This is a genomic window from Qipengyuania sp. (genome assembly GCF_964227205.1).
In the GTDB taxonomy this organism is placed as follows: Bacteria; Pseudomonadota; Alphaproteobacteria; order Sphingomonadales; family Sphingomonadaceae; genus Qipengyuania.
Window position 1 is genome coordinate 203,896 of record NZ_CAXQVB010000006.1, and the last position, 26,613, is coordinate 230,508.

At 63.4% G+C, this 26,613-nt stretch carries 22 protein-coding genes; 11 read left to right on the forward strand and 11 right to left on the reverse strand.

The features are described 5' to 3' along the window. Positions 1–45: 45 nt before the first annotated feature. The 3 genes from rplI to rpsF are packed head-to-tail and all read right to left on the reverse strand — an operon-like array spanning position 46 to position 1,273. Positions 46–672 carry a 50S ribosomal protein L9 gene (gene rplI / locus ACEQZ0_RS14195; protein WP_370191700.1) on the reverse strand — a complete coding sequence of 209 codons (627 nt, stop codon included), beginning with the start codon at positions 670–672 and terminating at the stop codon, positions 46–48. Between the two features lie 11 nt (positions 673–683). Further along, positions 684–908: a 30S ribosomal protein S18 gene (gene rpsR, locus ACEQZ0_RS14200; RefSeq protein WP_160729637.1), complete on the reverse strand. Its 225-nt coding sequence runs from the start codon at positions 906–908 to the stop codon at positions 684–686. Next, complete coding sequence (rpsF, locus tag ACEQZ0_RS14205) at positions 908–1,273, reverse strand: 30S ribosomal protein S6 (RefSeq protein WP_370191701.1); 366 nt, start codon at positions 1,271–1,273, stop codon at positions 908–910. The genes rpsR and rpsF overlap by 1 nt, the downstream gene beginning before the upstream one ends. Before the next feature lie 195 nt (positions 1,274–1,468). Between rpsF and ACEQZ0_RS14210 the strand changes: the two genes are divergently transcribed. Beyond that, the gene (locus ACEQZ0_RS14210; RefSeq protein WP_370191702.1) at positions 1,469–2,410 is read left to right on the forward strand and encodes a DUF808 domain-containing protein; all 942 of its coding nucleotides are present in this window, start codon (positions 1,469–1,471) and stop codon (positions 2,408–2,410) included. Between the two features lie 2 nt (positions 2,411–2,412). After that, positions 2,413–3,051, forward strand: a complete 639-nt coding sequence (locus ACEQZ0_RS14215; RefSeq protein WP_370191703.1) for a glutathione S-transferase family protein — start codon at positions 2,413–2,415, stop codon at positions 3,049–3,051. Here the strand turns inward: ACEQZ0_RS14215 and ACEQZ0_RS14220 are convergent. Next, the gene (locus ACEQZ0_RS14220) at positions 3,048–4,475 is read right to left on the reverse strand and encodes a glutamate ligase domain-containing protein (protein WP_370191704.1); all 1,428 of its coding nucleotides are present in this window, start codon (positions 4,473–4,475) and stop codon (positions 3,048–3,050) included. The genes ACEQZ0_RS14215 and ACEQZ0_RS14220 overlap by 4 nt on opposite strands. 53 nt (positions 4,476–4,528) lie before the next feature. Here ACEQZ0_RS14220 and ACEQZ0_RS14225 point away from each other — a divergent pair, with 53 nt between their 5' ends. The 5 genes from ACEQZ0_RS14225 (at position 4,529) to ACEQZ0_RS14245 (ending at position 9,522) form a co-directional block, all read left to right on the forward strand. After that, the gene (locus ACEQZ0_RS14225) at positions 4,529–5,353 is read left to right on the forward strand and encodes an LD-carboxypeptidase (protein ID WP_370191705.1); all 825 of its coding nucleotides are present in this window, start codon (positions 4,529–4,531) and stop codon (positions 5,351–5,353) included. Positions 5,354–5,376: 23 nt separating this feature from the next. Then, on the forward strand, positions 5,377–6,315 hold the full coding sequence (gene fabD, locus ACEQZ0_RS14230) for an ACP S-malonyltransferase (RefSeq protein WP_370191706.1): 939 nt from the start codon (positions 5,377–5,379) through the stop codon (positions 6,313–6,315). Beyond that, positions 6,315–7,067 (forward strand): 3-oxoacyl-[acyl-carrier-protein] reductase, encoded by a 753-nt coding sequence (gene fabG / locus ACEQZ0_RS14235; protein ID WP_370191707.1) that lies wholly within the window; start codon positions 6,315–6,317, stop codon positions 7,065–7,067. The genes fabD and fabG overlap by 1 nt, the downstream gene beginning before the upstream one ends. A gap of 204 nt (positions 7,068–7,271) precedes the next feature. Continuing rightward, positions 7,272–8,396, forward strand: coding sequence for a DNA polymerase III subunit beta (gene dnaN / locus ACEQZ0_RS14240; RefSeq protein WP_370191708.1), 1,125 nt, complete (start codon positions 7,272–7,274; stop codon positions 8,394–8,396). 55 nt (positions 8,397–8,451) lie between these two features. Next, a complete protein-coding gene (locus tag ACEQZ0_RS14245; protein ID WP_370191709.1) occupies positions 8,452–9,522 on the forward strand; it encodes a DUF2855 family protein in 1,071 nt (356 codons plus the stop codon). On the opposite strand, the gene ACEQZ0_RS14250 is transcribed toward ACEQZ0_RS14245, so the two are convergent. The 6 genes from ACEQZ0_RS14250 to ACEQZ0_RS14275 form a co-directional block, all read right to left on the reverse strand. Further along, entirely contained in the window at positions 9,519–10,529 is a 1,011-nt protein-coding gene (locus ACEQZ0_RS14250; RefSeq protein ID WP_370191710.1) for an NAD(P)-dependent alcohol dehydrogenase, read from the reverse strand. The genes ACEQZ0_RS14245 and ACEQZ0_RS14250 overlap by 4 nt on opposite strands. Beyond that, on the reverse strand, positions 10,526–12,277 hold the full coding sequence (locus ACEQZ0_RS14255; RefSeq protein WP_370191711.1) for an amidohydrolase family protein: 1,752 nt from the start codon (positions 12,275–12,277) through the stop codon (positions 10,526–10,528). The genes ACEQZ0_RS14250 and ACEQZ0_RS14255 overlap by 4 nt, the downstream gene beginning before the upstream one ends. A 63-nt stretch (positions 12,278–12,340) precedes the next feature. Beyond that, positions 12,341–13,828 carry an MFS transporter gene (locus ACEQZ0_RS14260; RefSeq protein ID WP_370191712.1) on the reverse strand — a complete coding sequence of 496 codons (1,488 nt, stop codon included), beginning with the start codon at positions 13,826–13,828 and terminating at the stop codon, positions 12,341–12,343. Between the two features lie 29 nt (positions 13,829–13,857). Next, the gene (locus ACEQZ0_RS14265) at positions 13,858–14,682 is read right to left on the reverse strand and encodes an alpha/beta fold hydrolase (RefSeq protein ID WP_370191725.1); all 825 of its coding nucleotides are present in this window, start codon (positions 14,680–14,682) and stop codon (positions 13,858–13,860) included. A gap of 65 nt (positions 14,683–14,747) precedes the next feature. Continuing rightward, the gene (locus tag ACEQZ0_RS14270; protein ID WP_370191713.1) at positions 14,748–16,436 is read right to left on the reverse strand and encodes a PHA/PHB synthase family protein; all 1,689 of its coding nucleotides are present in this window, start codon (positions 16,434–16,436) and stop codon (positions 14,748–14,750) included. Between the two features lie 88 nt (positions 16,437–16,524). Then, a complete protein-coding gene (locus tag ACEQZ0_RS14275; protein ID WP_370191726.1) occupies positions 16,525–17,835 on the reverse strand; it encodes an FAD-dependent oxidoreductase in 1,311 nt (436 codons plus the stop codon). 186 nt (positions 17,836–18,021) lie between these two features. Here ACEQZ0_RS14275 and ACEQZ0_RS14280 point away from each other — a divergent pair, with 186 nt between their 5' ends. The 3 genes from ACEQZ0_RS14280 (at position 18,022) to lepA (ending at position 24,439) form a co-directional block, all read left to right on the forward strand. After that, positions 18,022–20,241, forward strand: a complete 2,220-nt coding sequence (locus tag ACEQZ0_RS14280) for an EAL domain-containing protein (protein ID WP_370191714.1) — start codon at positions 18,022–18,024, stop codon at positions 20,239–20,241. An 87-nt stretch (positions 20,242–20,328) separates the two neighbouring features. Beyond that, positions 20,329–22,548, forward strand: a complete 2,220-nt coding sequence (locus tag ACEQZ0_RS14285; RefSeq protein WP_370191715.1) for a putative bifunctional diguanylate cyclase/phosphodiesterase — start codon at positions 20,329–20,331, stop codon at positions 22,546–22,548. Positions 22,549–22,603: 55 nt separating this feature from the next. Next, positions 22,604–24,439, forward strand: coding sequence for a translation elongation factor 4 (gene lepA, locus ACEQZ0_RS14290; RefSeq protein WP_370191716.1), 1,836 nt, complete (start codon positions 22,604–22,606; stop codon positions 24,437–24,439). 415 nt (positions 24,440–24,854) lie between these two features. Here lepA and ACEQZ0_RS14295 read toward each other — a convergent pair whose 3' ends face one another. Further along, on the reverse strand, positions 24,855–25,583 hold the full coding sequence (locus ACEQZ0_RS14295) for a DUF3800 domain-containing protein (RefSeq protein WP_370191717.1): 729 nt from the start codon (positions 25,581–25,583) through the stop codon (positions 24,855–24,857). A 79-nt stretch (positions 25,584–25,662) separates the two neighbouring features. Between ACEQZ0_RS14295 and ACEQZ0_RS14300 the strand changes: the two genes are divergently transcribed. Beyond that, positions 25,663–26,544, forward strand: coding sequence for an HNH endonuclease (locus ACEQZ0_RS14300; RefSeq protein ID WP_370191718.1), 882 nt, complete (start codon positions 25,663–25,665; stop codon positions 26,542–26,544). Positions 26,545–26,613 lie beyond the last annotated feature (69 nt).

Sequence of the window (26,613 nt, forward strand, 5' to 3'; positions counted from 1 at the left end):
CCGAAGCCGCCGCGCCCTTTTCATGGTTCATTGCCGTTTCGAAGATCAGCCTTCGGCGGTCTCTTCGTTCGCTTCGTCTGCGTCTTCGAGCAGGTCGGCGGGGATTTCGCCGGGCTCGAGCGTCGGGTCGATGCGGTTGGCTTCGGCTTGTTCCTCGATCTCGCGCTGTTCGTCCTCGAACATCTGCGCCATCACGTCGATGCCCTGGCTCTGCAGTTCGGCTTCGTCTTCCGAGCGGGCGACGTTGGCCTTGATCGAGACCGAGACTTCGGGGTGGAGGTCGATGCGGACTTCATGCATGCCGATCGTCTTGATCGGGTCACCCATGATGACCTGCTTCTTGTCGATGTCGTGGCCCTTTTCGGCCAGCGAAGCAGCGATGTCGCGCACGTTGACCGAGCCGTAGAGCTGGCCGGTGTTCGACGACGCGCGGATCAGGACGATCTCTTCGCCATTGACCTTTTCGCCGGCCTTTCCAGCTTCGCTGCGGCGTTCCGCATTTTCCTTTTCCAGGCGCTCGCGGTTCGCTTCGAAGACCTTCTTGTTGGCTTCGTTGGCGCGCAGGGCCTTCTTCTGCGGGAGCAGGAAGTTGCGGGCATAGCCGTCCTTCACGGTGACGACGTCACCGATCGAGCCGAGCTTTTCGATCCTCTGAAGGAGAATGATATCCATGGATTTTCTCCTTACTTCACGATGTACGGCAGCAGGCCGATGTGACGCGAGCGCTTGATGGCCTTGGCCAGTTCACGCTGCTTCTTCGCGCTGACGGCGGTGATGCGGCTGGGGACGATCTTGCCACGTTCGGACATGAAGCCCTGCAGCAGGCGGACGTCCTTGTAGTCGATCTTGGGGGCGTTCTTGCCCGAGAACGGGCAGGACTTGCGGCGGCGGAAAAACGGACGGGCCATCAGTTACGCTCCTCGCGGTCGCGGCGCTTCTTCGCATCGCGCTCGTTCTTGCGCATCATGACGCTCGGGCCATCTTCGTGCTCATCGACACGGATGGTCATGTAGCGGATGACGTCTTCGTTGATGCGGGTCTGGCGCTCGAGCTCGGCGACAACGGAGCCGGGGCCCTCGATGTTGAGCATCACGAAATGCGCCTTGCGGTTGCGGTCGATCTTGTAGGCGAGGTTCTTGAGGCCCCAGGTCTCCGTCTTGGTGACCTTGCCCTCGTTCTTCTCGATGATTTCGGTAGCCTGCGCCGCCAAGGCATCGACCTGAGCCTGGCTCAGATCCTGGCGCGCAAGGAACACGTGCTCGTAAAGAGCCATGTGGTCTTCCTTTCACTTCGGGCCGATCGCTGGCTGATCCGCGGGATTGCGGGGCCCCTCCGGCTTTCTTCGAATCCCCGGGCGGAGCCGAGGGATGCGCGCACATAGCGGGAATAACGGGGAATGCAAGTCTTGGCAGGGTGGAACGGGGCGGGCAGGGGCGCATTGGGTGTAAAAACGAAGGAGAACTGCCCGGTGCCAGGTGGACTCGTAGCCCTGCTCGACGACGTATCGATCATCGCCCGCACTGCCGCGGCCTCGGTCGATGATATCGGTGTGGCCGCCAGCAAGGCGGGATCGAAGACGGCAGGAGTGGTGATCGACGACGCGGCCGTAACGCCAAGCTACGTCACCGGCCTCAGCCCCGCGCGCGAGCTGCCGATCATCTGGAACATCACCAAGGGCAGCCTGAAGAACAAGCTGATCATCCTGCTGCCTGGCGCACTGCTGCTGAGCTGGCTGCTGCCGAGCGCGATCATCTTCATCCTGATGCTGGGCGGCGCCTACCTCTCCTATGAAGGTGCGGAAAAGGTGATGGAAAAGCTCGGCGGCGAGAAGCACGGCAAGACCGTCGACGACGTGATCGAGGATCCGGTCGCCTTCGAGAAACAGCGAGTGGCAGGCGCGATCCGCACCGATCTCATCCTGTCGGCGGAGATCATGGCGATCACGCTTAGCGAAGTGGCGAACGAAGATCTCGTCGTGCGTGCAGGCGTGCTCGCCATCGTCGGCATTGCGGTGACCCTTGTCGTCTACGGGACGGTCGCGCTGATCGTGAAGCTCGACGATATCGGCCTGCACCTGCGCAAACAGGAGTCGTCGGGGGCGCAAGCGTTCGGCAGGTTCCTGGTCAACTCGGTGCCGCACCTGCTGACCATTCTGTCGTTCGTCGGCACGATCGCGATGCTGTGGGTTGGCGGCGGGATCATCCTGCACGGTACGCACGAGTTGGGGTTCGACGTTTTCTACGACATCGCCCATGGCGCGGAATACGCGGTGAAGGCTGCCACCGGAGCGCTGTCGGGCGTGCTTGGCTGGCTCACCTATGCAGCTGTTTCGGCGCTCATCGGACTGGTACTGGGATTCATCCTCACGATCCTGCTGCACAAGGTGCTCAAGCTCGGCAAGGCGCACTGAATATGGACGGGCGGCCCGTCCTCTACACCTGCGCCGGGTCGCGCGGGTTGCGCGCCACCTGGGCGGCGGAAGAGGGAGGCGTCGATATCGCACTCGAACTCCTGCCGTTCCCACCGCGCTACCAGGCGCCCGAATATCTCGATCGCAACCCGCTTGGCACGGTCCCGCTGCTGGTCGAGGGCGAGACGCGGATGACCGAAAGCTGCGCCATCGCGCACTACCTCGCGACGAAGGGGTGCGACACATCGCTGGTCGTGGCGCCGGACGAGGGCGATTATCCCGCCTATCTCGACTTCACCTATCACGCCGATGCGACGATTACGTTTCCACAGACGGTCTATATGCGCTTCGCCCTGTTCGAAAAGGACAAGGGCTGGAGCGAGGCGGGCGAGGCCTATGCCAAATGGTTCTGGAAACGACTGGTAAAGCTGGAAGGGCGGCTCGAAAACCGCGAATTCCTCTGCGCCGACCGCTTTACCGTGGCCGATATCTGCTGCGGCTATGCTCTGATTCTTGCCGGCAAGGTGGGGCTCGACGAGGGTGTCCCCCAGGTGCTGCGGGAGTACCGCGAGAGGCTGGTGGAACGCGAGGGATATCGCCGCGCGGTAGAGCGCGAGGCCGCCGGCCCCGCCGCGCTCTAGGAAAGCCTGCCGAACACGTCGCGCGCGAAGCTGCTCAGCGAATCGTCGCGTGCGCCCATGATGACGATCCGGTCTCCGGGCCGCGCAACATTGACCAGCCGGTCGCCAGCGGCCTTGCGCGTGGGGATGTATTCGGCATGACCACCGGCCTCTTCGATCAGTCGTACGATGCGCTCGCTACCTTCGCTGCGATCGACAGTGCCGCCGAAATAGATCGGGTCGCACAGGATCACGCGGTCGCCTTCGGCCAGTTCCGTCGCGAAGGTCTCGGCCAGTTCGTCGCCCATCTGACGCAGGGGGCCGTAGCCATGCGGCTGGAAGAAGGCGAGCACGCGGCCCGGATGGGCGCGCAGCGTGCGCAGCGTGGCGGCGCATTTCTCGGGGTTGTGGCCGAAATCGTCGATCACGGTGATGGCGGAGACGCTGGTGCCGATCACGTCGAAGCGCCGCGCGAGGCCCTCGAAGCCGGACAGCGCCTCGACCGCCTTGGCCACGGGGATGCCCGCCGCAGCTGCTCCCGCAATGGCGGCGAGCGCGTTGGAGAGATTGTGCCGCCCGGGCAGGTTCAGCGTCAGCGCATGTTCGCTGCCGTCGTGGCGGTCGACCACCAGTGCGGCCTGCCGTCGCGGCCCCTCGGCGACCGAGCCCGGTACGATGCCGATCTGCGCCTTCTCCTGTTCGATTCCGAAGGTAATCACGTCTTTCGCGTGGGGCAGAAGAGCCAGCGCTTCGGCATCGTCGGCATTGATCACCGAAATGCGGCTGCGCGAGAGAAAATCGCCGAAAAGCTGGCGGAGTTCGGCCATTTCCATATGGTCGAGGCTGACGTTGAGCAGCACGCCCACTGCCGGGCGATAGAGCGCGATCGACCCGTCACTCTCGTCGACCTCGCTGGCATAGAGGCTCTGCCCGCCGACCACCGCACTGGCGAAGGGGCGCTCGGGCGAGACGAAATTCTTCATCACCGCGCCGTTCATGATCGTCGGATCGCGCCCGCAGGCGTGGAGGATCCAGCCGAGCATGCCGGTGACGGTCGACTTGCCACTGGTTCCCGCTACCGCGAGCCCCGCGCCGCTGGTGTTGAAGAGGATCGAGTTGAGCTCCGCCCGTGTCAGGCGCAGACACCCCAATTCCCTGGCGCGTTGCACTTCAGGCACGCTGTCTTCGACCGCCGCGCTGGCGACGAGGATCTGCTCGCTCGATACGATCCCGCTGCCGTCTTGTGGGTGAAGCGCGAAGCCCTGTCGTTCCAGCGCGGTGAATTTCTCCGGCGTCCGGCCCTGGTCGTTGCTGCGGTCCGATCCCTCGATCGTGCATCCGCGCCCCTTGAGGATCTGCGCCAGCGGCAGCATTCCCGATCCGCCGATGCCGCAAAAGAAGAAGGGGCGGGCGAACAAATCTTCAGGGGTGGGCATATCGCTCATGCGGGTGCAGCTATTGAGTTGTGCCGCGTGATACAAGCGGGCTAGCAGGGCGCATGGTCAGAATTGCGATCTGCGCCCCCGGAAAACCGTTGAAGCGCGACCGAGCCGATGCCGTCGAGGCGCTCGTGGCAGGGCGCGACGACGTGTCGCTCCATTTCCACGATCAGTGCTTTATCCACGATGGGCATTTTGCCGGCAGCGACCCGGTGCGCCTCGCCGCACTGCTCGAATGCGCCAACGATCCGGCTTTCGATGCGGTGTGGTTCGCGATGGGCGGTTACGGCTCGAATCGCATCGCGGCGCAGGCGATCACGCAGATGGACGATGCGGCGAACGCCAAGTCCTACCTCGGCTATTCGGACACCGGTTTCCTGCTCGCCGCGCTGTACAAGCATGGCATCGGTCGCGTGGCTCATGGCCCGTTGGCGGGGGATATCAAGCACGAGGGCGGAGCGAAAACGATCGAGCGCGCGCTCGACTGGCTTAAAGGGGGCGAAGCAGGACTCGAACCGCATCTCGACAACCGCCCTGCGGTCGCCTTCAACCTGACGACGCTGGCCATGCTCGTGGGTACCGACCTCGCGCCCGATCTCGCCGGGCATGTCGTGATGGTCGAGGAGGTGGCCGAACACCTCTATGCCGTCGACCGGCTGTTTTTTCATGTCACGCAGCACCTGCGGGGGATTGCCGGCCTTCGCCTGGGCCGGATCGGCCAGGTCCCCCAGAACGACCGTCCATTCGGCACCGACGAAGTTGCGATCGCGCAGGACTGGTGCGCGCGCAGCGGCATCCCCTACCTTGGCCGCGCGGAAATCGGCCATGATGCTGCCAACAGGATTGTCCCATTCGGACTTGAGGCGCGCGCCCCACGCGCCTAGGCGCGCCGTCTGAGGAGATATTCATGACTGCATTCATCTTTCCCGGGCAGGGCAGCCAGAAGGTCGGCATGGGCGTCGAACTCGCCGAAGCGAGCGCGCATGCCCGCGAGGTTTTCGAGGAAGTCGACGAGGCGCTGAAGCAGAACCTCTCGGCGCTGATGAAGGACGGGCCGGAAAGCGAATTGACGCTGACCTCGAACGCCCAGCCCGCGATCATGGCCAATTCGGTCGCCACCGCGCGCGTGCTCGAGAAAGAATTCGGCGTGGCGCTGGCCGATGTCGCACAATGCGTCGCGGGGCACTCGCTCGGCGAATATAGCGCCCTGTGCGCCGCGGGTGCCTTCTCGCTGACCGATGCCGCTAAGCTGCTGCGCCTGCGCGGGATCGCCATGCAGGATGCCGTGCCGATCGGCGTCGGTGCCATGGCCGCGCTGCTCGGCGCCGATATCGACAAGGCGACCGCGCTGGCCGAAGCCGCGGCGCAGGGCCAGGTCTGCGAAGTCGCCAACGACAACGACCCGACGCAAGTGGTCATTTCGGGCCATGCCGAAGCGATCGACCGCGCAATCGAGATGGCCAAGGATCATGGCATCAAGCGCGGCATCAAGTTGCCCGTCTCCGCTCCGTTCCACTGTTCGCTGATGGGACCTGCTGCGCTGCGCATGAAGAACGCGCTGGCCGATACACCCCCGCAGGCCTTCACCGTCCCGCTCTACGCAAACGTCACCGCCGCACGCGTGACCGACCCGGCGCAAGAACAGGCTCTGCTTGTCGAGCAGGTTACAGGCCGCGTCCGCTGGCGCGAAAGCGTACTCGCCATGCGCGAAGCGGGAATCGAGCGGTTCGTCGAACTCGGCGGCAAGGTGCTCGGCCCAATGGTCGGCCGCATCGACAAGGAGGCGACCACGATCAGCCTCGTCACCATGGAAGATCTCGAGAATTTTGCGAAGGAGAACGCGTGATGTTCAGCCTCGAAGGGAAAACCGCCCTCGTCACCGGTGCCAGCGGCGGGATCGGGTCCTCGATCGCCTATGCCCTTGCCAAGCAGGGGGCGCGGCTCGCGCTGTCGGGCTCGAACGCGGCCAAGCTGCGCGCCTTTCGCGAGCAGCTGAACGATGAATTCGGCCACGACCATGTCGAGATCACTTGCGATCTGTCCAACGCGACGCAGGTCGAGGAACTGATCCCGGCCACGGTCGACACGCTCGGGCGGATGGACATCCTCGTGAACAATGCCGGCATTACGCGCGACAATCTCGCCATGCGGATGAAGGACGAGGAATGGGACGATGTGATCCGCATCAATCTCGAGGCAAGCTTCCGCCTGATGCGTGCCAGCGCGCGCCCGATGATGAAGGCCAAGGGCGGCCGCATCATCTCGACCACCAGCGTGGTCGGCCACACGGGCAATCCGGGCCAGATGAACTACACTGCGGCCAAGGGCGGCCTCACCGCCATGTCGAAGAGCCTCGCGCAGGAGCTCGCCAGCCGCAACATCACTGTCAATTGCGTTGCTCCGGGCTTCATCCGCACCGCCATGACCGATGCGCTGACCGACGACCAGAAATCTGCGATCAATGCGCGCATCCCGGTGGGGCGCATGGGCGAAGGCGACGAGATCGGTGCGGCCGTGGCCTATCTTGCCAGCGACGAAGCCGCCTATGTCACCGGCCAGACGCTGCACGTGAATGGCGGCATGGCGATGATGGGGTAAAAGAAGAGGGACTGAACAGCAGGCTTTCGACGGATGTCGAGGGCGCACCCGACAAAAAACCTCCAACTTTTCCCCAAGGAATCAGCTTTCGCGTGGGCGCAGCCTTGCTCCCCATGCAACCCCCGCTAGGGTGACTATCCGTATTCCGGCGCTGGTGGGGCGATTCCGGCCTGCCCAGTGCCCCAGAGGGACGAAAGTAGGACCATGAAGGCCACCATCGAACGCGCGACGCTGCTGCGTTGTCTCAGCCACGTCCAGTCGGTCGTGGAACGCCGCAACACCATCCCCATCCTCTCGAACGTGCTGATCGAGGCGGAAGGCGACAATTCGCTCAAGGTCATGGCGACCGACCTCGATCTGCAGGTGATCGAGCACATGGGCGCCAGCGTCGACAGCCCCGGGGCGATCACCGTCTCGGCGCACCTCCTGTTCGATATCGCGCGCAAGTTGCCCGAAGGCTCGCAAGTGAGCCTCGAGGCCGCGGAAAACCGCCTCGCCATCAAGGCCGGGCGCAGCCGCTTCTCGCTGCCGACGCTGCCGCGCGACGACTTCCCGGTTATCGTCGAGGGCGACCTGCCGACCAGCTTCGAACTGGCTGCCAAGACGCTAGCCGAGCTGATCGACCGGACGCGCTTCGCGATCTCGACCGAGGAAACGCGCTACTACCTCAACGGCATCTTCTTCCACGTGTCGGACGATGCCGAGCCGGTGCTCAAGGCGGCCGCGACCGACGGCCACCGCCTGGCGCGCTTTACCCTGCCGCGACCCGAGGGCGCCGAAGGCATGCCCGACGTGATCGTGCCGCGGAAGGCTGTGGCCGAACTGCGCAAGCTGCTCGAGGAATCGATGGACGGCAACGTCCAGATCGACCTTTCGGCCAGCAAGATCCGCTTCACCCTCGGCGGCGAGGGCGGAGTGGTCCTGACCAGCAAACTGATCGATGGCACCTTCCCCGATTATTCGCGTGTTATTCCAACGGGTAACGACAAGCTCCTGAAGCTCGATCCGAAGAGCTTTCACGAGGGTGTCGACCGCGTCGCGACCATCGCCACCGAGAAGACACGCGCGGTCAAGATGGGGCTCGACAAGGACAAGGTCACGCTCACTGTCACCAGCCCCGACAACGGCACCGCGACCGAGGAAGTGCCCGCCGAATATGCGGCGGAGGGTTTCGAGATCGGCTTCAATGCCGGCTATCTCAAGGACATCCTCAACCAGATCGATTCGGACACGGTCGAGATCCATCTCGCCGATGCCGGCGCGCCGACGCTGATCCGCAAGGACGACAACTCGCCCGCGCTCTATGTCCTGATGCCGATGCGGGTCTAAGCACTCGCATTGCGAACAGGCTGGCGCTAGCGTCTCTCACAGAGGAGAGAGACGCATGCAGCAGATCCATGTCCGCAAGGATGCCATCGGGGAAGCCGAACTCGTCGAAAGCGACCCCGGCGAACTGGGCGAGGGTGCGCTGCGGCTCGCCGTCGAGAGCTTCTCGGTCACTTCCAACAACGTGACCTACGCCGTCGTCGGCGACGACTTCGGCTACTGGAACTTCTTCCCTGCGCCCGGCGACAAGGGCATCGTCCCCATGTGGGGCCATGCGCGCGTCGTGGAAAGCAACCATCCCGAATTCTCCGTGGGCGAGCGCGTCTATGGCTACCTCCCGATGGCCACGCATCTCGATGTGTTGCCGGGCAAGGTCTCGGCCTCGGGATTCACCGACATGGCCGAACATCGCCAGCCGATGAGCCCGATCTACAACCAGTACTCGCGCCTTGCCGCCGATCCCGAGCATGATCCGGCCCGTGAAGGCGAGCGGATGATCTTCGGGCCGTTGTTCAAGACGGGTTTCCTGATCGAGTATTTCTTCCGGTCGGAAGACTGGTTCGGTGCCTCGCAGCTGATCCTGACCAGCGCCTCGTCCAAGACTGCCATGGGCCTTGCGAGCGTGGCGAAACATCGCTCGCCGCAGGTGAAGCGGATAGGGCTGACCTCGGCTGGCAATGTCGAGTTCGTGAAGGCTAGCGATCTTTACGACACGGTTGTGGCCTATGACGACGTCGGCTCGATTGCGACAGAGACCAGCGTTTCTGTCGATTTCGCGGGCAATTCCGGGCTCTTGAAGGCGATCCACACGCATCTGGGCGAAGCGCTCAAATACTCCTGCCTTGTCGGGGTGACACATATCGAGGAACGCGCCGGCGGGACCGAGGACATTCCCGGCCCCGCGCCGACGCTGTTCTTCGCGCCCGACCATGCCGTGGCGCTGTTCAAGAGCGTCGGGCCAGAGGAAGCGAGCACAATGCTGGCGGAAAGCTGGCGCGCCTTCCTCGCCGATGCGGGCGACAACGTGACGATCGAGCGCCGCAGGGGGCTCGCCGCCGCGCGGGATGTTTTCGTCGCGATGGTCGGCGGGAAGGTCGATCCCGCCAAGGGGATCGTCATCGAGCCCTAGATTTCGACCGCGATCTTGCCGAAGTGGCCGCCGCTTTCCTGATGGCGGAAGGCATCGGCGAGGTTTTCGAGCGCGAAGGTGTCGCTGATCACCGGCCGGATGCCGTTGGCTTCGATCGCGGCGATCATGTCCAGCTGCATCGCGCGGCTGCCCACGGTCAGGCCTTGAACCTTGAGATTCTTCGAAAACAACAGGGCCGTCTGGACCGGTCCGGCAAAGCCTGCGAGCACGCCGATCAGCGCGATATGCCCGCCCACGCGGGTCGCCAGCATCGACTGGTCTAGCGTGCCCGCGCCGCCGATCTCGACCACGCAGTCGACCCCGCGACCACTGGTCAGCTCAAGCGCCCTGGGCCCCCAGGCCGGAACTTCCCTGTAATTGATCAGGTGGTCGGCGCCCAACTTCCGCACGCGTTCGAGCTTCTCGTCCGAGGAACTGGTGGCAATCACCGTCGCACCCGCCGCCTTGGCGAATTGCAATGCAAAGATCGATACGCCGCCGGTTCCCTGGACGAGCACGGTGTCGCCGGGCTTCAGGGAATAGTCGACAAACAGCGCGCGCCATGCCGTGAGACCGGCGCAGGTCAGCGTTGCCGCCTCCGCATGGCTGAAGCCTTTGGGCGTGCGGGTGAACCAGTGTGCAGCTGCGGTCACGCCCCCGCGCGCATAGCCATCGATCCCGTCGCCCGGCACGCGGGTGAAGGCGGTCGCCGGCGGCGCTCCGTCGAGCCAGTCGGGGAAGAAGGTGCTGACGACATGGTCGCCCACCGCGAATTCGCTCACGTCTTCGCCGACGGCAGTGACCAGGCCTGCGCCGTCGGACATCGGTATGCGGCCCTGCTCGGCAGGGATCATCCCTTTGACCACGGCATAGTCGTGATAGTTGAGCGAACTCGCCTTCATGTCGACGGTGATCTCGCCCGGGCCGGGTGCTGGGGCATCGGCAATGTCGCAATAGTCGAGGGTTTCGAGGGTCGAAGGTGTCGCGCCAGTGCGGATCGCCTTCATTCGGCTGCCTCCAGCATCTCGGCCCGCTGCGGGCCCCGGATCAGCCCGCCCGGGGTCTCGCCGGTCCATTCTCCTTCGCGGAAGGTGATCTTGCCGTTCTTGATCGTGGCGACATAGCCATCGGCCTTCTGCAGCAGGCGCTTGCCCCCGGCGGGCAGGTCGAAGGCGAGCCACGGCTTGCCGAGCTTGAGGCGCTCCATGTCGATAATGTTGAGATCGGCGAGATAGCCGGGGGCGAGGACGCCACGGTCTTCCAGGCCGTAGAGCCGCGCGGTGTCGCTGCACTGGCGCTTGATCGCGTTCTCTAGCGTAATCGTCCCGCGCGAACGGTCGCGCACCCAGTGCTGGAGCATGAAGGTGGGCGAGGCCGCATCGCAGATCGTGCCGCAATGCGCGCCGCCGTCTGACAGCGAATTGACCGTGTCGTCCGACTGCTGGAGGTCCATCAGGAAATCGAGATTGCCGTCGGCGTAATTGAGGATCGGAAGGTAGATGAAGCCCTTGCCATCGTCGCTGCACAGCAGGTCGTAGGCGTATTCATCGCCCGATACGCCCGCCGCCTTGGCGCGCTCGAGAATGCTTTCTTGCGCGGTGGGCTCGTAGTTGAAATCGGGATCCATTTCGAACTGCAGGTTCCAGCCGCCGCAGACGACCATGATCAACCCGATGATGTCCTGGTTGACCTCGGAGAAGTCATGCTCCTCGGCGAGCAGTTTCGCCTTGAACTCGGGATCGAAGAGCATGGCCATCTGCTCTTCCCAGGGAAGGTCCTCGATTTCCTTCCAGCTGGGCTTCAGGCGGAAGGGATGGACGGTGCCCTGCCAGGCCATGACGATGCCGTTGCCGCGCAGGGCGATCTGCGCGACGATGTTGGCGCCATTGTCGTTCTCGGCGCGCATGCTCTCGATCTGCTCTTCAAGCGGCAGCTCCTTGGCGATCGACTGGAGCGCGGCGAAGGTGACGGGAAGGCCGGTCTCGCGGCTCATCTTGCCCATCCAGCCGAATTCGTCCCATTCACGCATCATGTCGCTGGCCATCTCGAACACGCCGTGACCTGCGCGGCCCATGGCCCGGCCGATCTCAACCAGTTCCTCGGCGGTGGCGGTGGTGCCGGGGACGACCTCGCCATCGATGTCGCGGTGGAGCACGGTGCGCGAGGTGGAAAAGCCGAGTGCGCCCGCCCGCACTCCTTCCTCGACTATGCGGCTCATTTCCTTGATGTCGTCCCCGGTTGGGACTGCGCCGGGGCGCTCGCGATCACCAAGGACATAGGCGCGCACAGAACCGTGCGGGACATGCGTGCCGACATCGACCGTGCGCGGCAGTTTTTCGAGCGCGTCGAGGTATTCGGGGAAGGTCTCCCAGTCCCAACTCATGCCTTCGGCGAGCGCGGTGCCGGGAATGTCCTCGACCCCTTCCATCAGGCCGATCAGCCATTCATGCTTGTCGGGCTTGGCAGGCGCGAAACCGACCCCGCAATTGCCCATGACTACGGTGGTCACGCCGTGCCAGCTCGAAGGCGCCATTTCCTGGTCCCAGGTCGCTTGGCCGTCGTAATGGGTATGGATGTCGACGAAACCTGGCGTGACGAGGTGGCCGCCCGCATCGATTTCCTCCGCCGCATCGCCACTGACCTCGCCCACCTGGGCTATCAGCCCGTCCTTTATCGCGATGTCGCCAGTAAAGCGTTCCTGGCCGGTCCCATCGACGATGGTACCGTTGCGAATGATCAGGTCGAATGCGGGCATGGCGACGTGCTCCTCTCTCCATGCAAGAAGGTTCCACAATGCAACCGATGAGTCCAGCAGTGTTTAGGCGGTACGTTCGGGCATGCGGACGGTCAGCAATACCGTCAGACCGATGAAGAAGAGCAGGTTGATCGACACCATGCCAATGCGCTGATCGCCCGACCATAGTGTGAACCGTTCGACCAGCAACGGCCCCATCCACACCGTGATGGTACCTGCGATGGCATAAAGGCCGAAGAATTCCCCGCTTCGACCTGGCGGGGCGAGAATGACAAGCATGGTGCGGCCCGAGGAAATGCTCGCCGTGGCGGTGACTGCGACCACGCTGATGAGCGCGAGATACACGAGATCGGAGAGCGTCGGAAACACCGGCGCTTGCCATACCTGTCGGTTTTCGACGAGCCCGAGAAAGAGGCTTTCCTGCGTGATGCTCAGCTGGACGAGGCCGGTCACGACCATGGCCAGAATTTCGACGGCAAGCGCTCGCTTGACCCCGATCCTGCCTTCCAGCCAGCCGCCGAAGATGCCGCCTGCAAAGGCGCAGGCGCTGGCGAAGATGGCGTAGCAGAGCATCTCGAGGAAATTCCACCCGAGGAACAGCGCGACATAGACCGCGCCGAGCGCAAGCAGCGCCGCCATTCCATCGGCATAGAACATGCGCGCGATAAGGAACTTCATCAGCTGGCGGTAATGCGCTGCCGCCCTGATCGTACGCCAAACGCTCGCCGCGCCTTCGCGGAACGCCTTGGTCCAGCTTGCGCCCGGAACACCCGGATCGCGCGCATTGAGGAAGAAGGGAATCGAGAACAGCGCGAGCCACGCGGCGCAGATCGGGCCGGCGAGGCGCGCATGCTCGAACTTGGCGAGATCGACGCCGAACTGAGGCTCGGCGAAGGGCCAACCGACGGTTGCGGGCAGGACGAAGAGCAGGGCGATCGCGACGAAGATCAGCGTCGCCGCACCATTGCCGAGTCCGAGACCGAGGCCGGAGATCATCGCCAGCTTCTTCGGCTCGCCCGAAACGCTGAGCATCGCGTTGTGCGTGACCTCGGAGTAGGTGTAGCTGACGTAGGCGATCACCAGCAACGCCATGATCGTGCCGGTTCCTAGCCCGCGGCCACCAGGCTCTGCAAACCACAACATGGCTGAACAGACGACGATAGAGCCGAGAAAGACGGCAAGGATCGGTTTGAGCCGTCCCCCGCGGTCGAGCGCCGCACCCAGCAACGGCGCGGTCAGCGCCGCGATGAAACCCGCCCATTTGGTAACCGTGGCGATAGTCGCCTGGCCCTGAGCATTGGCAGTAGCGAGGGCCTTGTCAGCGGGGAGCCCGTCGAGCGCGCCGCTGGCGAGCAAATCGGCTCCGATGATGTCGCGCGCGAAATAGGGCGCGAAGATATAGATGACGATCAGGATGTAGTAGGGATTGCGGGCCCATTCGAAAATCGCCCAGGCAAATCCCGTTTTGCCGAGCGCGCCGCCATTGCCGGTCGATTGTCGGACCGGCTGGTTGGCGAGGGAGTTTGCGGCAAGTGCGGGGTCTGTGGCCATCGTCGCTTTCTCCCCGCGGTCCGCCCTGCTCAGGCTGCCCGGTCGAGCTCCGCTTGCGTGGCCGGAGCATCGAGGAATGCGCGCAGTCTGGCGATGCTCTCCTCGGCGTGGGTCAGTAGAAACAGGTGGCCGCCGCCGTCGATCACCTCGAGCTGCGCATTGGGGATTGCCCCGGCGAGGATGCGGCCGTTGACGAGCGGGACGATCTGGTCGTCGTCTCCCATCATCACCAGCACTTCCTTGCTCATGAAGGGGAGGGCGGGAAGGCTGGTCCAGCCAAGCATGGCGATCAGCTGGTAGAAATAGCCGCGCGGGGACGGCGGCTTGAGCCGCCCGATATGGCTGTCCTTCTGGTGCGCCTGCCCGTCGGAATCGATGCCGCCATAGAGCGTCTGGAAATGCTCGTTCATGTATTTGGGATCGATATAGCGGCGCGGATTCGCCATCTTGGTCAGCGCCGCGGGATTACCCGGCACCATCAGCATGCCCGCCGTGGTCGCAGCGAGGACGAGCCGTCGGGTGCGCTTGGGATATTGCAGTGTGAAATGCTGCGCCATCGCACCGCCCCAGGAAACGCCCATCACGTCGACTTCGTCGAGACCGAGCTGGTCGAGGATCAGGCGTGCGGTCCAACTCATGGTGAACGGATTGTATGGCAAGGTAGGGTCGGGGCTTTCGCCCGTACCCGGCATGTCGAACATGACAAAGGCGCGCTCGGTGAGCATTTCGGCAAGAGGCGCAACCGCCTCGATGTTTGCGCCGATGCCGTTGAAGAACAGGATCGGCGGATGGTCCGATGGCTCGTCCAGCCGCCAATGCGCCACGCGCAAGCTCCGTCCACCGGCGTCCATCATGCGCATGGTCGCAGTCGGGGTCTGGGGTTTCGATGCGGTCAAGCTGGGGTCCTTTGTTCTGCTGTTCAGCAGGGTTCCATAACGTAGAGACCCGGCGCGGGGTCCAACGGTTTGTATTTTGCGTTGCCCAGCTTTGCCGGAGCCGGCTTCTTTTCTCCGCTGCGCTGCTGGACCCATTCCATCCAGAACGGCCACCAGCTTCCGGCGACTTCCTCGGTGCCCTTGAGCCACTCTTCGGCGGTGTCGGGAAGCGGTTTGGCCGCGCCCTTCTGAACGTAGTATTTCGCCTTGGGATTGCCTGGCGGGTTGAGGATCGCCTGCATGTGTCCCGATTGGCTGAGCACGTAGGTTACATCCTTTGAGCCGAACAGGCGGGTCGAGCGGTAGGTCGCCTTCCACGGTGTGATGTGATCGGTTACCCCGCCGAGGATGAACAGGTCGCTCGTGACCTTCGAAAGATCGATCTTGTGGTCGACCATCTCTACCTCGCCCTGCTTCGTAAAGGCGAGCGTTTCGAACACGGTCAGGAAATCGCCCATCAGCGCGGCCGAAAGATTGGTCGCATCGGCATTCCAGAACAGAACGTCGAAGGCCGGCGGATCCTGGCCGAGCAGGTAGTTGTTGATGACGTAGTTCCAGATCAGGTCGTTGGGGCGCAGCCAGGCAAAGCCGCGGGCGAGGTCGTCACCCTTGATCACGCCCTTCTTTTCCGCCCGGCGCCGGGCTAGCTCGAGGCCGTTCTTGCTGACCAGCGATCCGGCCTCGATATCGTTTTGCTTGGGATGCAAGACGCAAACCATCAGCGTCAGCGTACCGAGCAGGTCGTCGCCGTCTGCGGCCAGCTTGCTCGCCAGCATCGCCGCGGTCTGGCCGCCCGAGCATCCGGCCGAGACATTGACCTTCTTGCTGCCGGTGATCTTCGACACCGCCTCCATCGCCTCGCGGCAGGAGTTGACGTAGTCGGCCATGTCCCAATGGCCCTGGTCCTTCGACGGGTTCTTCCAGCTGATCACGAAGGTCTGGATGCCGTTGTCGAGCTGGTATTTCACCACCGACTTCTCTGGACTGAGGTCGTTGATGTACATCTTGTTGATCTGGGGCGGAATCGTCAGCTGCGGGACTGCATATACCTCGTCTGTGGTCGGGGCATAGTGGACCAGTTCCATCATCTCGGTGCGCAGTACCACCGAGCCTTTCGAGGTCGCGACATTCTCGCCCAGCTTGAAAGGCTTTTTGTCGACCTGGCTGACCATCCCCTTGTTGTTGACCATATCGTCATAGGCATTCTTCAGGCCCTTGATCAGCGAGAGCCCGCCACTGGTGATCGCCATCTTCTGCGCGCTTGGATTGCCGATCAGAGTGTTGGTCGGCGCAAGCGAGTCGATGATGATGTTCGAAATGAAGCGAGCGCGGTCTTTCTCCAGCTCGTCCAGCTCGAGGTCCTCGAGCCAGTGCGCGGCCCCCTTCTGCACGGCGAGGTAATACTGCATGCCCGCCCGCATGAAGGGGTTGTATTGCCACGCAGGGTCCTGGAAGCGCTTGTCCTTGGGGTGGGGGGCGAGGTCGCTCTTGCCGGTCATGATCTTGACCATGTCCTCGCCTATCGCCTGGCCGTGTTTCATCAGCCGCTGCGGGTCGGAAGCCGTTTCGCGCAGCATGACGGCGACCGCCCCGAAAATGTCTTCGCGCGTCAGTCCGACGAGTGGGCCCAGCGCGCTGGTATGCTGGGCGGCTTCATCCTCGAGCTGGGCCATATTCTTCGCTATCTCCAGGGTGATGGGGATCTTCCGGCGGTGCTGCTTTGACGGTCATGCTTTGCTCGCTGGGGGATTGCAAGCGGCCCTAGACCCCGCGCGCGGCGATCATGCTTTCGATATCGACGAATTTCTCGCGTGGGGCGCCCTCGCGCGCGGCGGCGATCTCCGCCTCCTCGATCTTCTGCCAGTCACGGAAAGTGACCACATCGAGTCCGCGCTTGGCGATCAGTTCATCGAGGCCGTCGCGCCCGCGTTTGCGCGCGCCGGTGCCGATATCTTCGTCGACGAGGTCGATCACGCCATAGCCGTCGGGGCGGTTGGTACCGATCGTGCCGCTGGGACCGCGCTTGGCCCAGCCGACGCAATAGAGCCCGGGGAGGATGCGCCCCTCGTCATTGGCGAAACGGCCCGCGCGTTCGTCGAAGGGAACACCTTCGATCGCCGAAGTCTGATAGCCGATACAGCTGACCAGGAGGTCCGCCGGCAGGCGGTAGGTTTCGCCCGTCCCAACCGCACGCCCAGCCTCGACCCTGGTACGTTCGACCTCGATCGCGGCAATGCCGCCGCCGTCGCTGACGATGGCGCGCGGGCTGGCGAAGAAATCGAACGCGATCGTGATCGGCTTGTCGGGCGATGCAGCCGCGGGAAGCGCGGCGAACTCGCGCAGCAGGGTGACCGACTTCCGCAGGCCCGGCTCGAGTATTGCATCATCCCCCGCAGGCGGTAGGTCTGCGGCATCGACTTGCGGGGCTGCGCGCTCGAGCTGCATCAGCTCGCCCAGTTCCTTCGGCGTCATCATGATCTGGTGTGGTCCCCGGCGGCCCAGGATCGTGATATGTTCGATCCGGCTGGCCCGCAGCGATTCTAGCGCATGCGAAACGATGTCCGAGCCGGCGAACTCGCCTTCGGTCTTGGCAAGAATGCGGGCGACGTCGAGCGCGACATTGCCCATCCCGATGACCACCGCATGCCGACCGGAGAGATCCGGGGCTAGGTGGGCGAAATCGGGATGCCCGTTGTACCACCCGACGAACGCCGCACTGCCGAAGACATTCGCCGCTTCCGCGCCCGCGATGGCGAGTTCGCGGTCCTTGGGCGCGCCGGTCGCAAGGATGACGGCGTCGTAGAGCGACCGCAAATCGGCGACCGAAATGTCGGTGCCGATGTCGACGTTGCCGATGAAGCGAACGGTGTCGCCGATGGCAGTCTTTTCGTAGCGCCGCGAGACGGCCTTGATCGATTGGTGATCGGGGGCGACGCCGGTACGGATCAGCCCGAAAGGGACCGGCAAACGGTCGATGACGTCGATCCGTGCGTCCTCCCCCCATTTCTTCACTGCCGCTTCTGCGGTGTAATAGCCGGCCGGGCCCGAACCGACGATCGCGATGTGCCGCATGCCCCTCTCCCACAAGACCGACAGGTCATGCACGCGCGTCGCACAGCTGGCAAGTTGGGACGGGCCGAGGCCGACGCTCGCAAACATGGTTATGCGTTTGGAAAGGAATTGCGCCTATGCCCCTGGGGTGCCGTCGCAGGCATCGAGCAATCAAAGCCTGGTCAACATTCAGGAGCGTAAGCGCAAATGGCAGGGTTCTTCTCGCGTTCGGCGCGGGCCACGGCTGAGGAGGATGCGACTTTCGATTCCCCTCCTCTCCGTCCTATCGTTGCCTCCGACGCAGCGCGCCGCGTGGAATTGCTCGACAGCTTCGAGACGGCGGGTCTCGGCTGGTTTTGGGCGACGGATGCACAAGGTCGTATCATCTACCTGTCGCAGGGGGCCGCCAGAAAGCTCGGCTGGAGCGATGACGAAGTGATCGGCAAGTCTCTCGGCGAGCTCTTCATCCCCGAGAAGATCGACGATCCCGACAAGCCCGAAAGACCCCTGGCCTTCCTGCTGAGAGCGCGCAATTCGATCAGCCAGCTTAATGTGCGCCTGGCTATCGAGGACAAGGAAGTCTGGTGGGAGATTGCCGGCAAGCCCCAGTTCGACGACAAAGATCGCTTCACCGGCTATCGCGGCAGCGCCAAGGACATCACTGCGGTTCGCGAGCAACAGCGCGATGAGCGGCGCATGGCGCAATATGATCCCGTAACCGGGCTCGCCAATCGCCAGCGCATGGGTCAGCGATTGACCGAAATGCTCAAGGCGTACCGCAATTCCAAGCGGTCCTGCGCGCTCATGATTCTCGATCTCGACCGCTTCCAGCACGTCAACGATTCACTTGGGCGCGCAGCCGGCGACGAGCTTCTCAAGCAGGTCGCGACGCGTGCGGGGCGAATTGTGGGCACCAAGGGCGAAATCGGCCGCATGAGCGACGATGCGTTCCAGATCGTACTTCCCGACATCGACGATCGCGGTGCGCTCGGCGATCTGGGCCAGCGTCTGATCCAGATGGTTTCGCAGCCTTATATCGTCAGTGGCTCGCGGGCGATCATCGGGGCGTCGATCGGCGTTGCGATTGCACCCTACGACGGTCTCGATACCGAGGAACTGACCACGGCCGCAGACCTCGCACTCCAGGCCTCGAAGGTGGGCGGCCGCGGCCAATACCGCTTCTACTCTAGCGACCTCAAGGATGGCGCAAAGAACCGGCGCCAGATCGAGGAGGACCTGCGCGACGCGATCGACAACCACCAGCTTGCAATGCACTACCAGCCGCTGGTTTGCTCCAAGACCCACATGGTCAGGGGCTGCGAAGCATTGATGCGCTGGACGCATCCCGACCGCGGCCAGATTGCGCCTTCCGATTTCATCCCTGTAGCCGAGGAGATCGGTTGCATCCGTCAGATGGGGGAATGGGCCCTCAACGAGGTTTGCCGACAAGCGACCGGCTGGCCGATGGACTTACGCGTGGCAGTCAATGTTTCAGCCATGCAGTTCAGCCAGGACGATTTCCCCGGGATCGTCAAAAAGGCGCTGGCGGAGAGCGGTCTCGCGCCAGACCGCCTTGAACTGGAAATAACCGAGAGTGTCTTTCTTGGCGATACCGGCCGGACCCAGCGCATGTTCGGCGAACTCAAGGAATTGGGCGTCAAGTTGGCGCTCGACGATTTCGGGACAGGCTACAGTTCGCTGAGCTATCTGCGCAACGCGCCCTTCGACAAGATCAAGATCGACCAAAGCTTCGTTCGCGGAGCAACCGAGGAAGGCAACAACAACGCAGCCATCCTCAGCGCGATTGTCAGCCTGGCTGATGCGCTCAACATGGAGACCGTCGCCGAGGGGGTCGAGGCCAAGGACGAGCTCGATCTGCTCACCGAACGCGGCGCGACGCTGATCCAGGGGCACATCTTTTCGCGTGCCCTCTCTAGCGAGGACTTCCTCGAGCGTCTGAGAGAGGGGAAGCTGAAGTACGAGCCGCGTGGGCCAGCCAAGTATCGTGCGGCGCGCAAGACTGTGTTCCGCCGTATCAGTCTGATCCACGAGGACAGTCGCTACAAGGTGGTGATGCGCAACCTGTCGAAGACCGGGGCGATGATCGAAGGCCTGCGCGAAGTACCGCTCGGAACACAGGTGGTGCTCGACTTGGGCGGCGGCCAGCTGGCGGTTGCGACTGTACGCCGGTCCAAGGGCGCGATGCTTGGTGTGGAGTTCGAAACCCCGCTGATCAGCGACGGTGCCGACGGGCTGTGTACGCGCCATCGTGTGTCCCCTTACCAGATCGAAGCCGCTGGTCGGCCACTCGCCGCGCTGCCGCAGGATCCGTACTCGTTGATCATGGCCGAGCAGATCGGAGCGAATGCGCGCAAGAAATTCATCGAAGTCGAGGTCGGCGCGCCCAAGCCGGGTTCGGGTTACTGATCGTTAGCCGTTCCCATTAGGGCAAAACTAACCATTGCGACCTAGCCGTAACGAACCGAATTCAACCTCTTGCAAGGCAGGAAAGCGATGGGGGCTCTGCCCTTCACCGAATATTTCAGAAGCGGCAGGGGCGTAGAAGAAACTCCGGTCGAAACCCAGCAGTCGCGGCCATGCGAAACCCTTGAAGATTCGGGCAAGCTGGCAGTTGTCGAGGAGATTGAACGCAGCGGCGCACTGGCGTTCTGGGCGACCGACGCCGACGGGCACACCGTCTATCTCAGTCCCTCGGTTCGCGAACGGCTGGGCGTTCCTCCCGAATGTCCGATCGAAGAGAAACTCCAGCGTCTGCTGGTTCCGGTGGACGGAGATGGCGAAGGGCGTTCGCTCGGCCTCAAGCTCACCACCCGCAAACGCTTTTCCAACCTCACGGTCCGGTCGGCAGACGAGCAGCACGATGTCGTGCTCAAGCTTGCCGGTAGTCCGTTGCGCGACGATGCCGGCGAGTTTCTCGGATTCCGGGGCACCGCGCTCGACATTACCGAGGAATTCCGCAGCGAGGAAGAGGCCGATCGCCTCGCTAAATTCGATTCGCTGACCGGTCTCGCCAACCGCCACCGGATGGAGCAACGGATCGATTCGACGCTGCATGCTTTCAAGATCGCCAAGCGTTGCGCCGCGCTGATGATGCTCGACCTCGACAAGTTCAAGCAGGTCAACGACACGCTCGGCCATGCGGCCGGCGACCAGCTGCTGCAGCAGGTCGCCGAGCGGCTGCGCAGTGTCATCGGCGGGCGCGGCGAGATCGGCCGTCTCGGCGGCGACGAATTCCAGGTTCTTGTCCCCGACATCGATGATCGCGGCGAGCTGGGCGAAATCGCCAAGACGATCATCCAGATGCTTTCGCAACCCTATCCGGTGGAAGAGGGGCGCGCGATTATCGGCTGTTCGGTGGGCATCGCCATCGCACCCTACGACGGGGTTGCACGCGACGAACTGACGCGCGCGGCCGATCTCGCGCTTTATGCCTCCAAGAACGGCGGCCGCGGCCAGTTCCGCTTCTATGCCGCCGACCTCGAGCACGAAGCCAATCTGCGCAAGCGCATGGAGGAAGACCTCGCCGAAGCCATCGAGGCAGGGCACTTTGCGCTCGAATACCAGCCGGTCGTAACGCCGACCGACAATCGCGTGGTCGCGCTTGAGGCCAAATATTGCTGGGCCGACGAGGAGCGCGGCCGCGTGGCGCCCGAAACCTTCCTGCCGGTCGCCGAAGGCAGTCGGCTGATCGTCCCCATCGGCGAGTGGGCCATCCGTAGGGCCTGCGAAGACGCGCTTGGCTGGCCCGAGTGCCTGCGCATATCATTGCCTGTCAGCCCGGTGCAATTCGAGGCGACCGGATTTGTTGCAGCGATCGACAAGATCCTCGAAGATACGGGGGTCGATCCGGCGCGGCTCGAATTGCGCTTGCCCGAAAGTGTGCTGCTCGGCGAGGCTGCGAAGGTCGACCAGGCGCTCGCCACGCTGTTCAAGCTCGGTATCCGGCTGGTCCTTGACCAGTTCGGTTCGGGCCTGTCTTCGCTGTCCTACCTGCGCCGGGCGCCTCTCGGCGCACTTCGCATCGGCGGCGAGTTCTTCGAGCCGGTCATGGGCAACGACCTCGGCGATATGGAACTCGTGAAGGCGGTGGTCGCGCTCGGCGGGGCGATGGGCATGGAAACCGTCGCATCGGGCGTCCATGCGCTCGAGCTGATGCACGAGCTCAAACGGCTCGGCATCGATCAGGTCAGCGGGTTCGTCTACTCGGAAGCGCTGTCGGCCGAGCAGGTCGGTGAGGAGATCGCCAAGGGCGAATGGACCCTGGCGCCCACCGACAGCGGGGCGCAGCGTGCCAGCAGGCGCACGCTATTGCGCAGGATCGGGCTGATCCACGAGGATCACTATTGCGACGTGACGCTGCGCAACCTCTCGCGCTCCGGAGCGATGATCCAGGGGCTGGAGGGCGTGCCGATCGGAACGCCGTTCGTGCTCGACTTCGGCCAGGGCCAACTAGCCGTCTGCACGGTCAAGCGCACTATGGGGGATACGCAGGGGGTAGAGTTCGAGCAGGAACTAGTCGACGACGGGGCAGGGGGGCTGTGCACGCGGCATCGCGTGAGCCCCTACGAACTCGCCGCAGCCGGAGCGCCGCTTGCCGCCTTGCCGCCGGGCAAATATGCGATGGCGCCCGACAATGCGACGGGCACCGGTTTCGCCCAGTTCGCGCTTTCGCCCAACGCACCCCGCCAGACGGGCAGGAAGGACGCTGCCTGACGCTTGCGCTTTGCCTGCTGACAGCGGGGTGCGGCGCGGCTAATGGGGCGGCGCAATGACTGACCTTTCCAAGATCCGCAACTTCTCGATCATCGCCCATATCGACCATGGCAAGTCGACCCTCGCCGACCGGCTGATCCAGCACTGCGGCGGGCTGACCGAGCGCGAGATGTCCGAGCAAGTGCTTGATAACATGGACATCGAGAAGGAGCGCGGGATCACCATCAAGGCGCAGACCGTGCGCCTCGAGTACACCGCGCGTGATGGCGAAACCTATGAGCTCAACCTCATGGACACGCCCGGCCACGTCGACTTCGCCTATGAGGTCTCCCGCAGCCTCGCCGCCTGCGAGGGCGCGCTGCTGGTGGTCGACGCCGCGCAGGGGGTCGAGGCGCAGACGCTCGCCAATGTCTACCAGTCGATCGAGCACGACCACGAAATCGTCCCCGTGATCAACAAGATCGACCTCCCCGCCGCCGAGCCCGAGCGGGTCGCGGAGGAGATCGAGGAAATCGTCGGCATCGAGGCGACCGGCCCGTGGGAAGAGGGCGGCGCCGTCCTCACCTCCGCCAAGTCGGGCATCGGCATCGAGGACACGCTCGAGGCGCTGGTCAAGCGCATTCCCGCTCCCAGCGGCGACCGCGACGCGCCCTTGAAAGCCATGCTCGTCGACTCCTGGTACGACCCTTATCTCGGCGTCGTCATCCTCGTGCGCGTGATGGACGGCGTCATCAAAAAGGGCCTCCAGGTCAAATTCATGCAGGGCGGCACGCAGCACCTGATCGACCGCGTCGGCTGCTTCACCCCCAAGCGCACCGACCTGCCCGAACTCGGCCCGGGCGAGATCGGCTTCATCACCGCGCAGATCAAGGAAGTCGAACAGGCGCGCGTCGGCGATACCATCACCACGGTGAAGGGCGGGGCGGACAAGGCGCTGCCCGGCTACAAGGAAGTCCAGCCGGTGGTCTTCTGCGGCCTCTTCCCGGTCGACGCCGCCGATTTCGAGAAATTGCGCGAGAGCATCGGCAAGCTGCGCCTCAACGATGCAAGCTTCAGCTACGAGATGGAGAGCAGCGCCGCGCTGGGCTTCGGCTTCCGCGCCGGCTTCCTCGGCCTGCTGCACCTCGAGATCATCCAGGAGCGCCTCTCCAGAGAATACGATCTCGACCTCATCACCACCGCCCCCAGCGTGGTCTACCGCGTCCATCTCGGCCATTCGAAGACCGAGGACGCGAAGACGATCGACATCCACAACCCCGCCGACTGGCCCGACGTCAACCGCATCGAGACGATCGAGGAGCCGTGGATCAAGGCGGTGATCTACACGCCCGACGAGTATCTCGGCGCAATCCTCAAGCTGTGCCAGGACCGCCGCGGCATCCAGACCAACCTCACCTATGTCGGCGGCCGCGCGCAGGTGAGCTACGAACTGCCGCTGAACGAGGTGGTGTTCGACTTCTACGATCGCCTGAAGTCGATCAGCCGCGGCTATGCCTCCTTCGATTACGAGCAGATCGGGCTGCGCGAGGGCGACCTCGTCAAGATGAACATCCTCGTCAATGCCGAGCCGGTCGACGCGCTCTCGCTGATCGTCCACCGCAGCGTGGCCGAGGAACGCGGCCGCGGCATGTGCGAGCGGCTGAAAGACCTCATCCCGCGGCACCTGTTCAAGATCCCGATCCAGGCCGCGATCGGCGGCAAGGTGATCGCCCGCGAAACCATCGCCGCCCTGCGCAAGGACGTGACCGCCAAGTGCTACGGCGGCGACATCACGCGCAAGAAAAAGCTGTTGGAAAAGCAGAAGAAGGGCAAGGCAAGAATGCGGGAGTATGGGAATGTGAGCATTCCGCAGGAGGCGTTTATTGCTGCACTGCGGATGGGGGAGGAGTGAAGCCCCGCGCCTAGCGCAGGCGTTTGCACAGCAAACGGCAAGCTAGAAGCGAGAGGCTGTAACTCCGGCCAGCGGGTGCGCGCAGCGCAACCCGACTGACGACGCCACGTGGCGCATGGAGCGATTGCGCCAGCAATCGCGGAACGGCGCGTGGCGAAGAGCGACCAACCTAGTTTTCGCGCCAAGACGCTAAAACGCCAAGGAAGCGGGAGCGCCCGTAGGGCGGCCTGCCCCCGCGTAGGCGCGAAGGAGTGTGCTATATCGCAAAGTGCGTTCTTTGCGGCGTTGTGGAAGGGCGAGGAGTAGTTCGCGCCTTGCTATTTTCGCAAATTATGCTATCTATAGTGACAAGGATTGGGCTTTCCCGGTCGACGCTAGGGCTTCGGATTACCGAGGCCCTTTCGTTTTTCGGCGCTTAAGGAAAGACTTTGAAGTCCCATATCCGGTTTGCAACAGCTTCGGCGGCGCGATTTGATTGTCCCGGTCGTAGCGCACGCAGCGCGAGTGGACGTGCAATCAAATCGCTTAGCTGATGCCCAGCTAGATTAGCTGCTTTGGGAACGAACAATGGTTCGAGTGGTGCACGAGAAAAATCGACCGCACGCCAACCCCAACGTTTCCCATTCGCCGCAACCCGACGAAATTCCAGTTCTAATTGCCGGTCCTCCTCGCGACCACGCGCTTCGAACAAAACATGGGTCAAACGGCCGCGTTGACCGTCCGCGACTAGCCTATTGCTGAGCTTTTCCATGCAAAATTGCATGGCGATCTCGTAAGGGTTCCAAGGATCAGAATAGCGTGCCTTGTGCTTCAACTTATCGATCACTGCGCAATATGCGTGAAATGGCACGTCGCGCATGATTGCGTCGATGTCGGCCATGAATGCCTCGCGCACCGCTTCACTCTCTCGTAAAAATGCGAATGGCGGTTGCTGTTTTCGGATCTCACGCTCATGCAGGATCGCAGCATCGTGACCAAAATACTTGAATTTCAAGGGCCGAAATGCCGGCTCTATTTCTTCGAGGTAGCGATTTTTTTCGAATACGCAGAACACCAGTGCAAAGACAGGAAATTCGGGATCGATGCTGGTCAGGCCATGATCTCCGCTTTCGTCGGCGAATACGATGTAATCGGAGTAGTCCACTATAGTATATGTGTTTGAGAATAGTGAAAATTGCAAGGACCCTAGGGAGATATGAATTGTGGCGCGGACATCCTGAGCAGTGACCTTCGGCGTTTTCATGCACAAGGATGGGTCGATCTACGACGACATCCCCGAGGTGCATTACCAGTTTCCGAAAATCTATCTCAGCCGCGCCCGGCAGATGGTCGGCGACTGGATCGTCTATCGCGAGCCGGTGAAGCTGCCGCAGTCGAAGGGCTTCTTTGCCGTCGCCAAGGTTGAGCGGATCATTCCCGATCCCGATGTGGCGGATCGCTATCGCGCGATCATCGAGGAGGGCAGCTATCTGCCCTTCGAGCCGGCCGTCCCCCATAAGGTCGATGGCCAGCCGGTGGAGCGCGATCTGGCCAATGCGCAGGCGGCGGTGCGGCCACTATCCAATGCCGATTTCGCGCGCATCATCGCGCTGGGGCTGCCCGAGGATGAGACGCTGCCGCGCGTTGGCGAGCTTGAGCCGCGCGCCAGTGAGGACGAATGGCGCGTGCAGGAACCGCATGTGCCGTTTCAGTTCGAGCGGCCCATCGTGCAGACGCTGCTCAACCGCCCGTTCCGCGATCGCGCCTTCCGCCGCGCGGTGCTGCATGCCTATGACGGGCGCTGTGCGGTGACGGGGTGGAAGCTGGTCAATGGCGGCGGGCGGCTGGAGGCCGAGGCGGCGCATATCAAGCCGGTGGCGGAAGGCGGGCCCGACAGCCTGCGCAACGGGTTGGCGCTGTCGGGGACGGCGCACTGGATGTTCGACCGGGGGCTGATCGGGCTGTCCGACGAGCTCGACATCCTAGTGTCGCGGCAGGCCAATGATCCCACGAGCATCACCGCGATGATCAATTCGACGCGCAAGGCGCTGGTACCGGGGCGCGAGGCCGAGCGGCCGCATCCGCAATTCCTCGCCTGGCATCGCGAGCACTGCTTCAAGCACTGACTCCCTCTCCCCTCGCGGGAGAGGGTTGGGGAGAGGGGGGCGCCGGGGTGGGGGGGGGGGGGGGGGGGG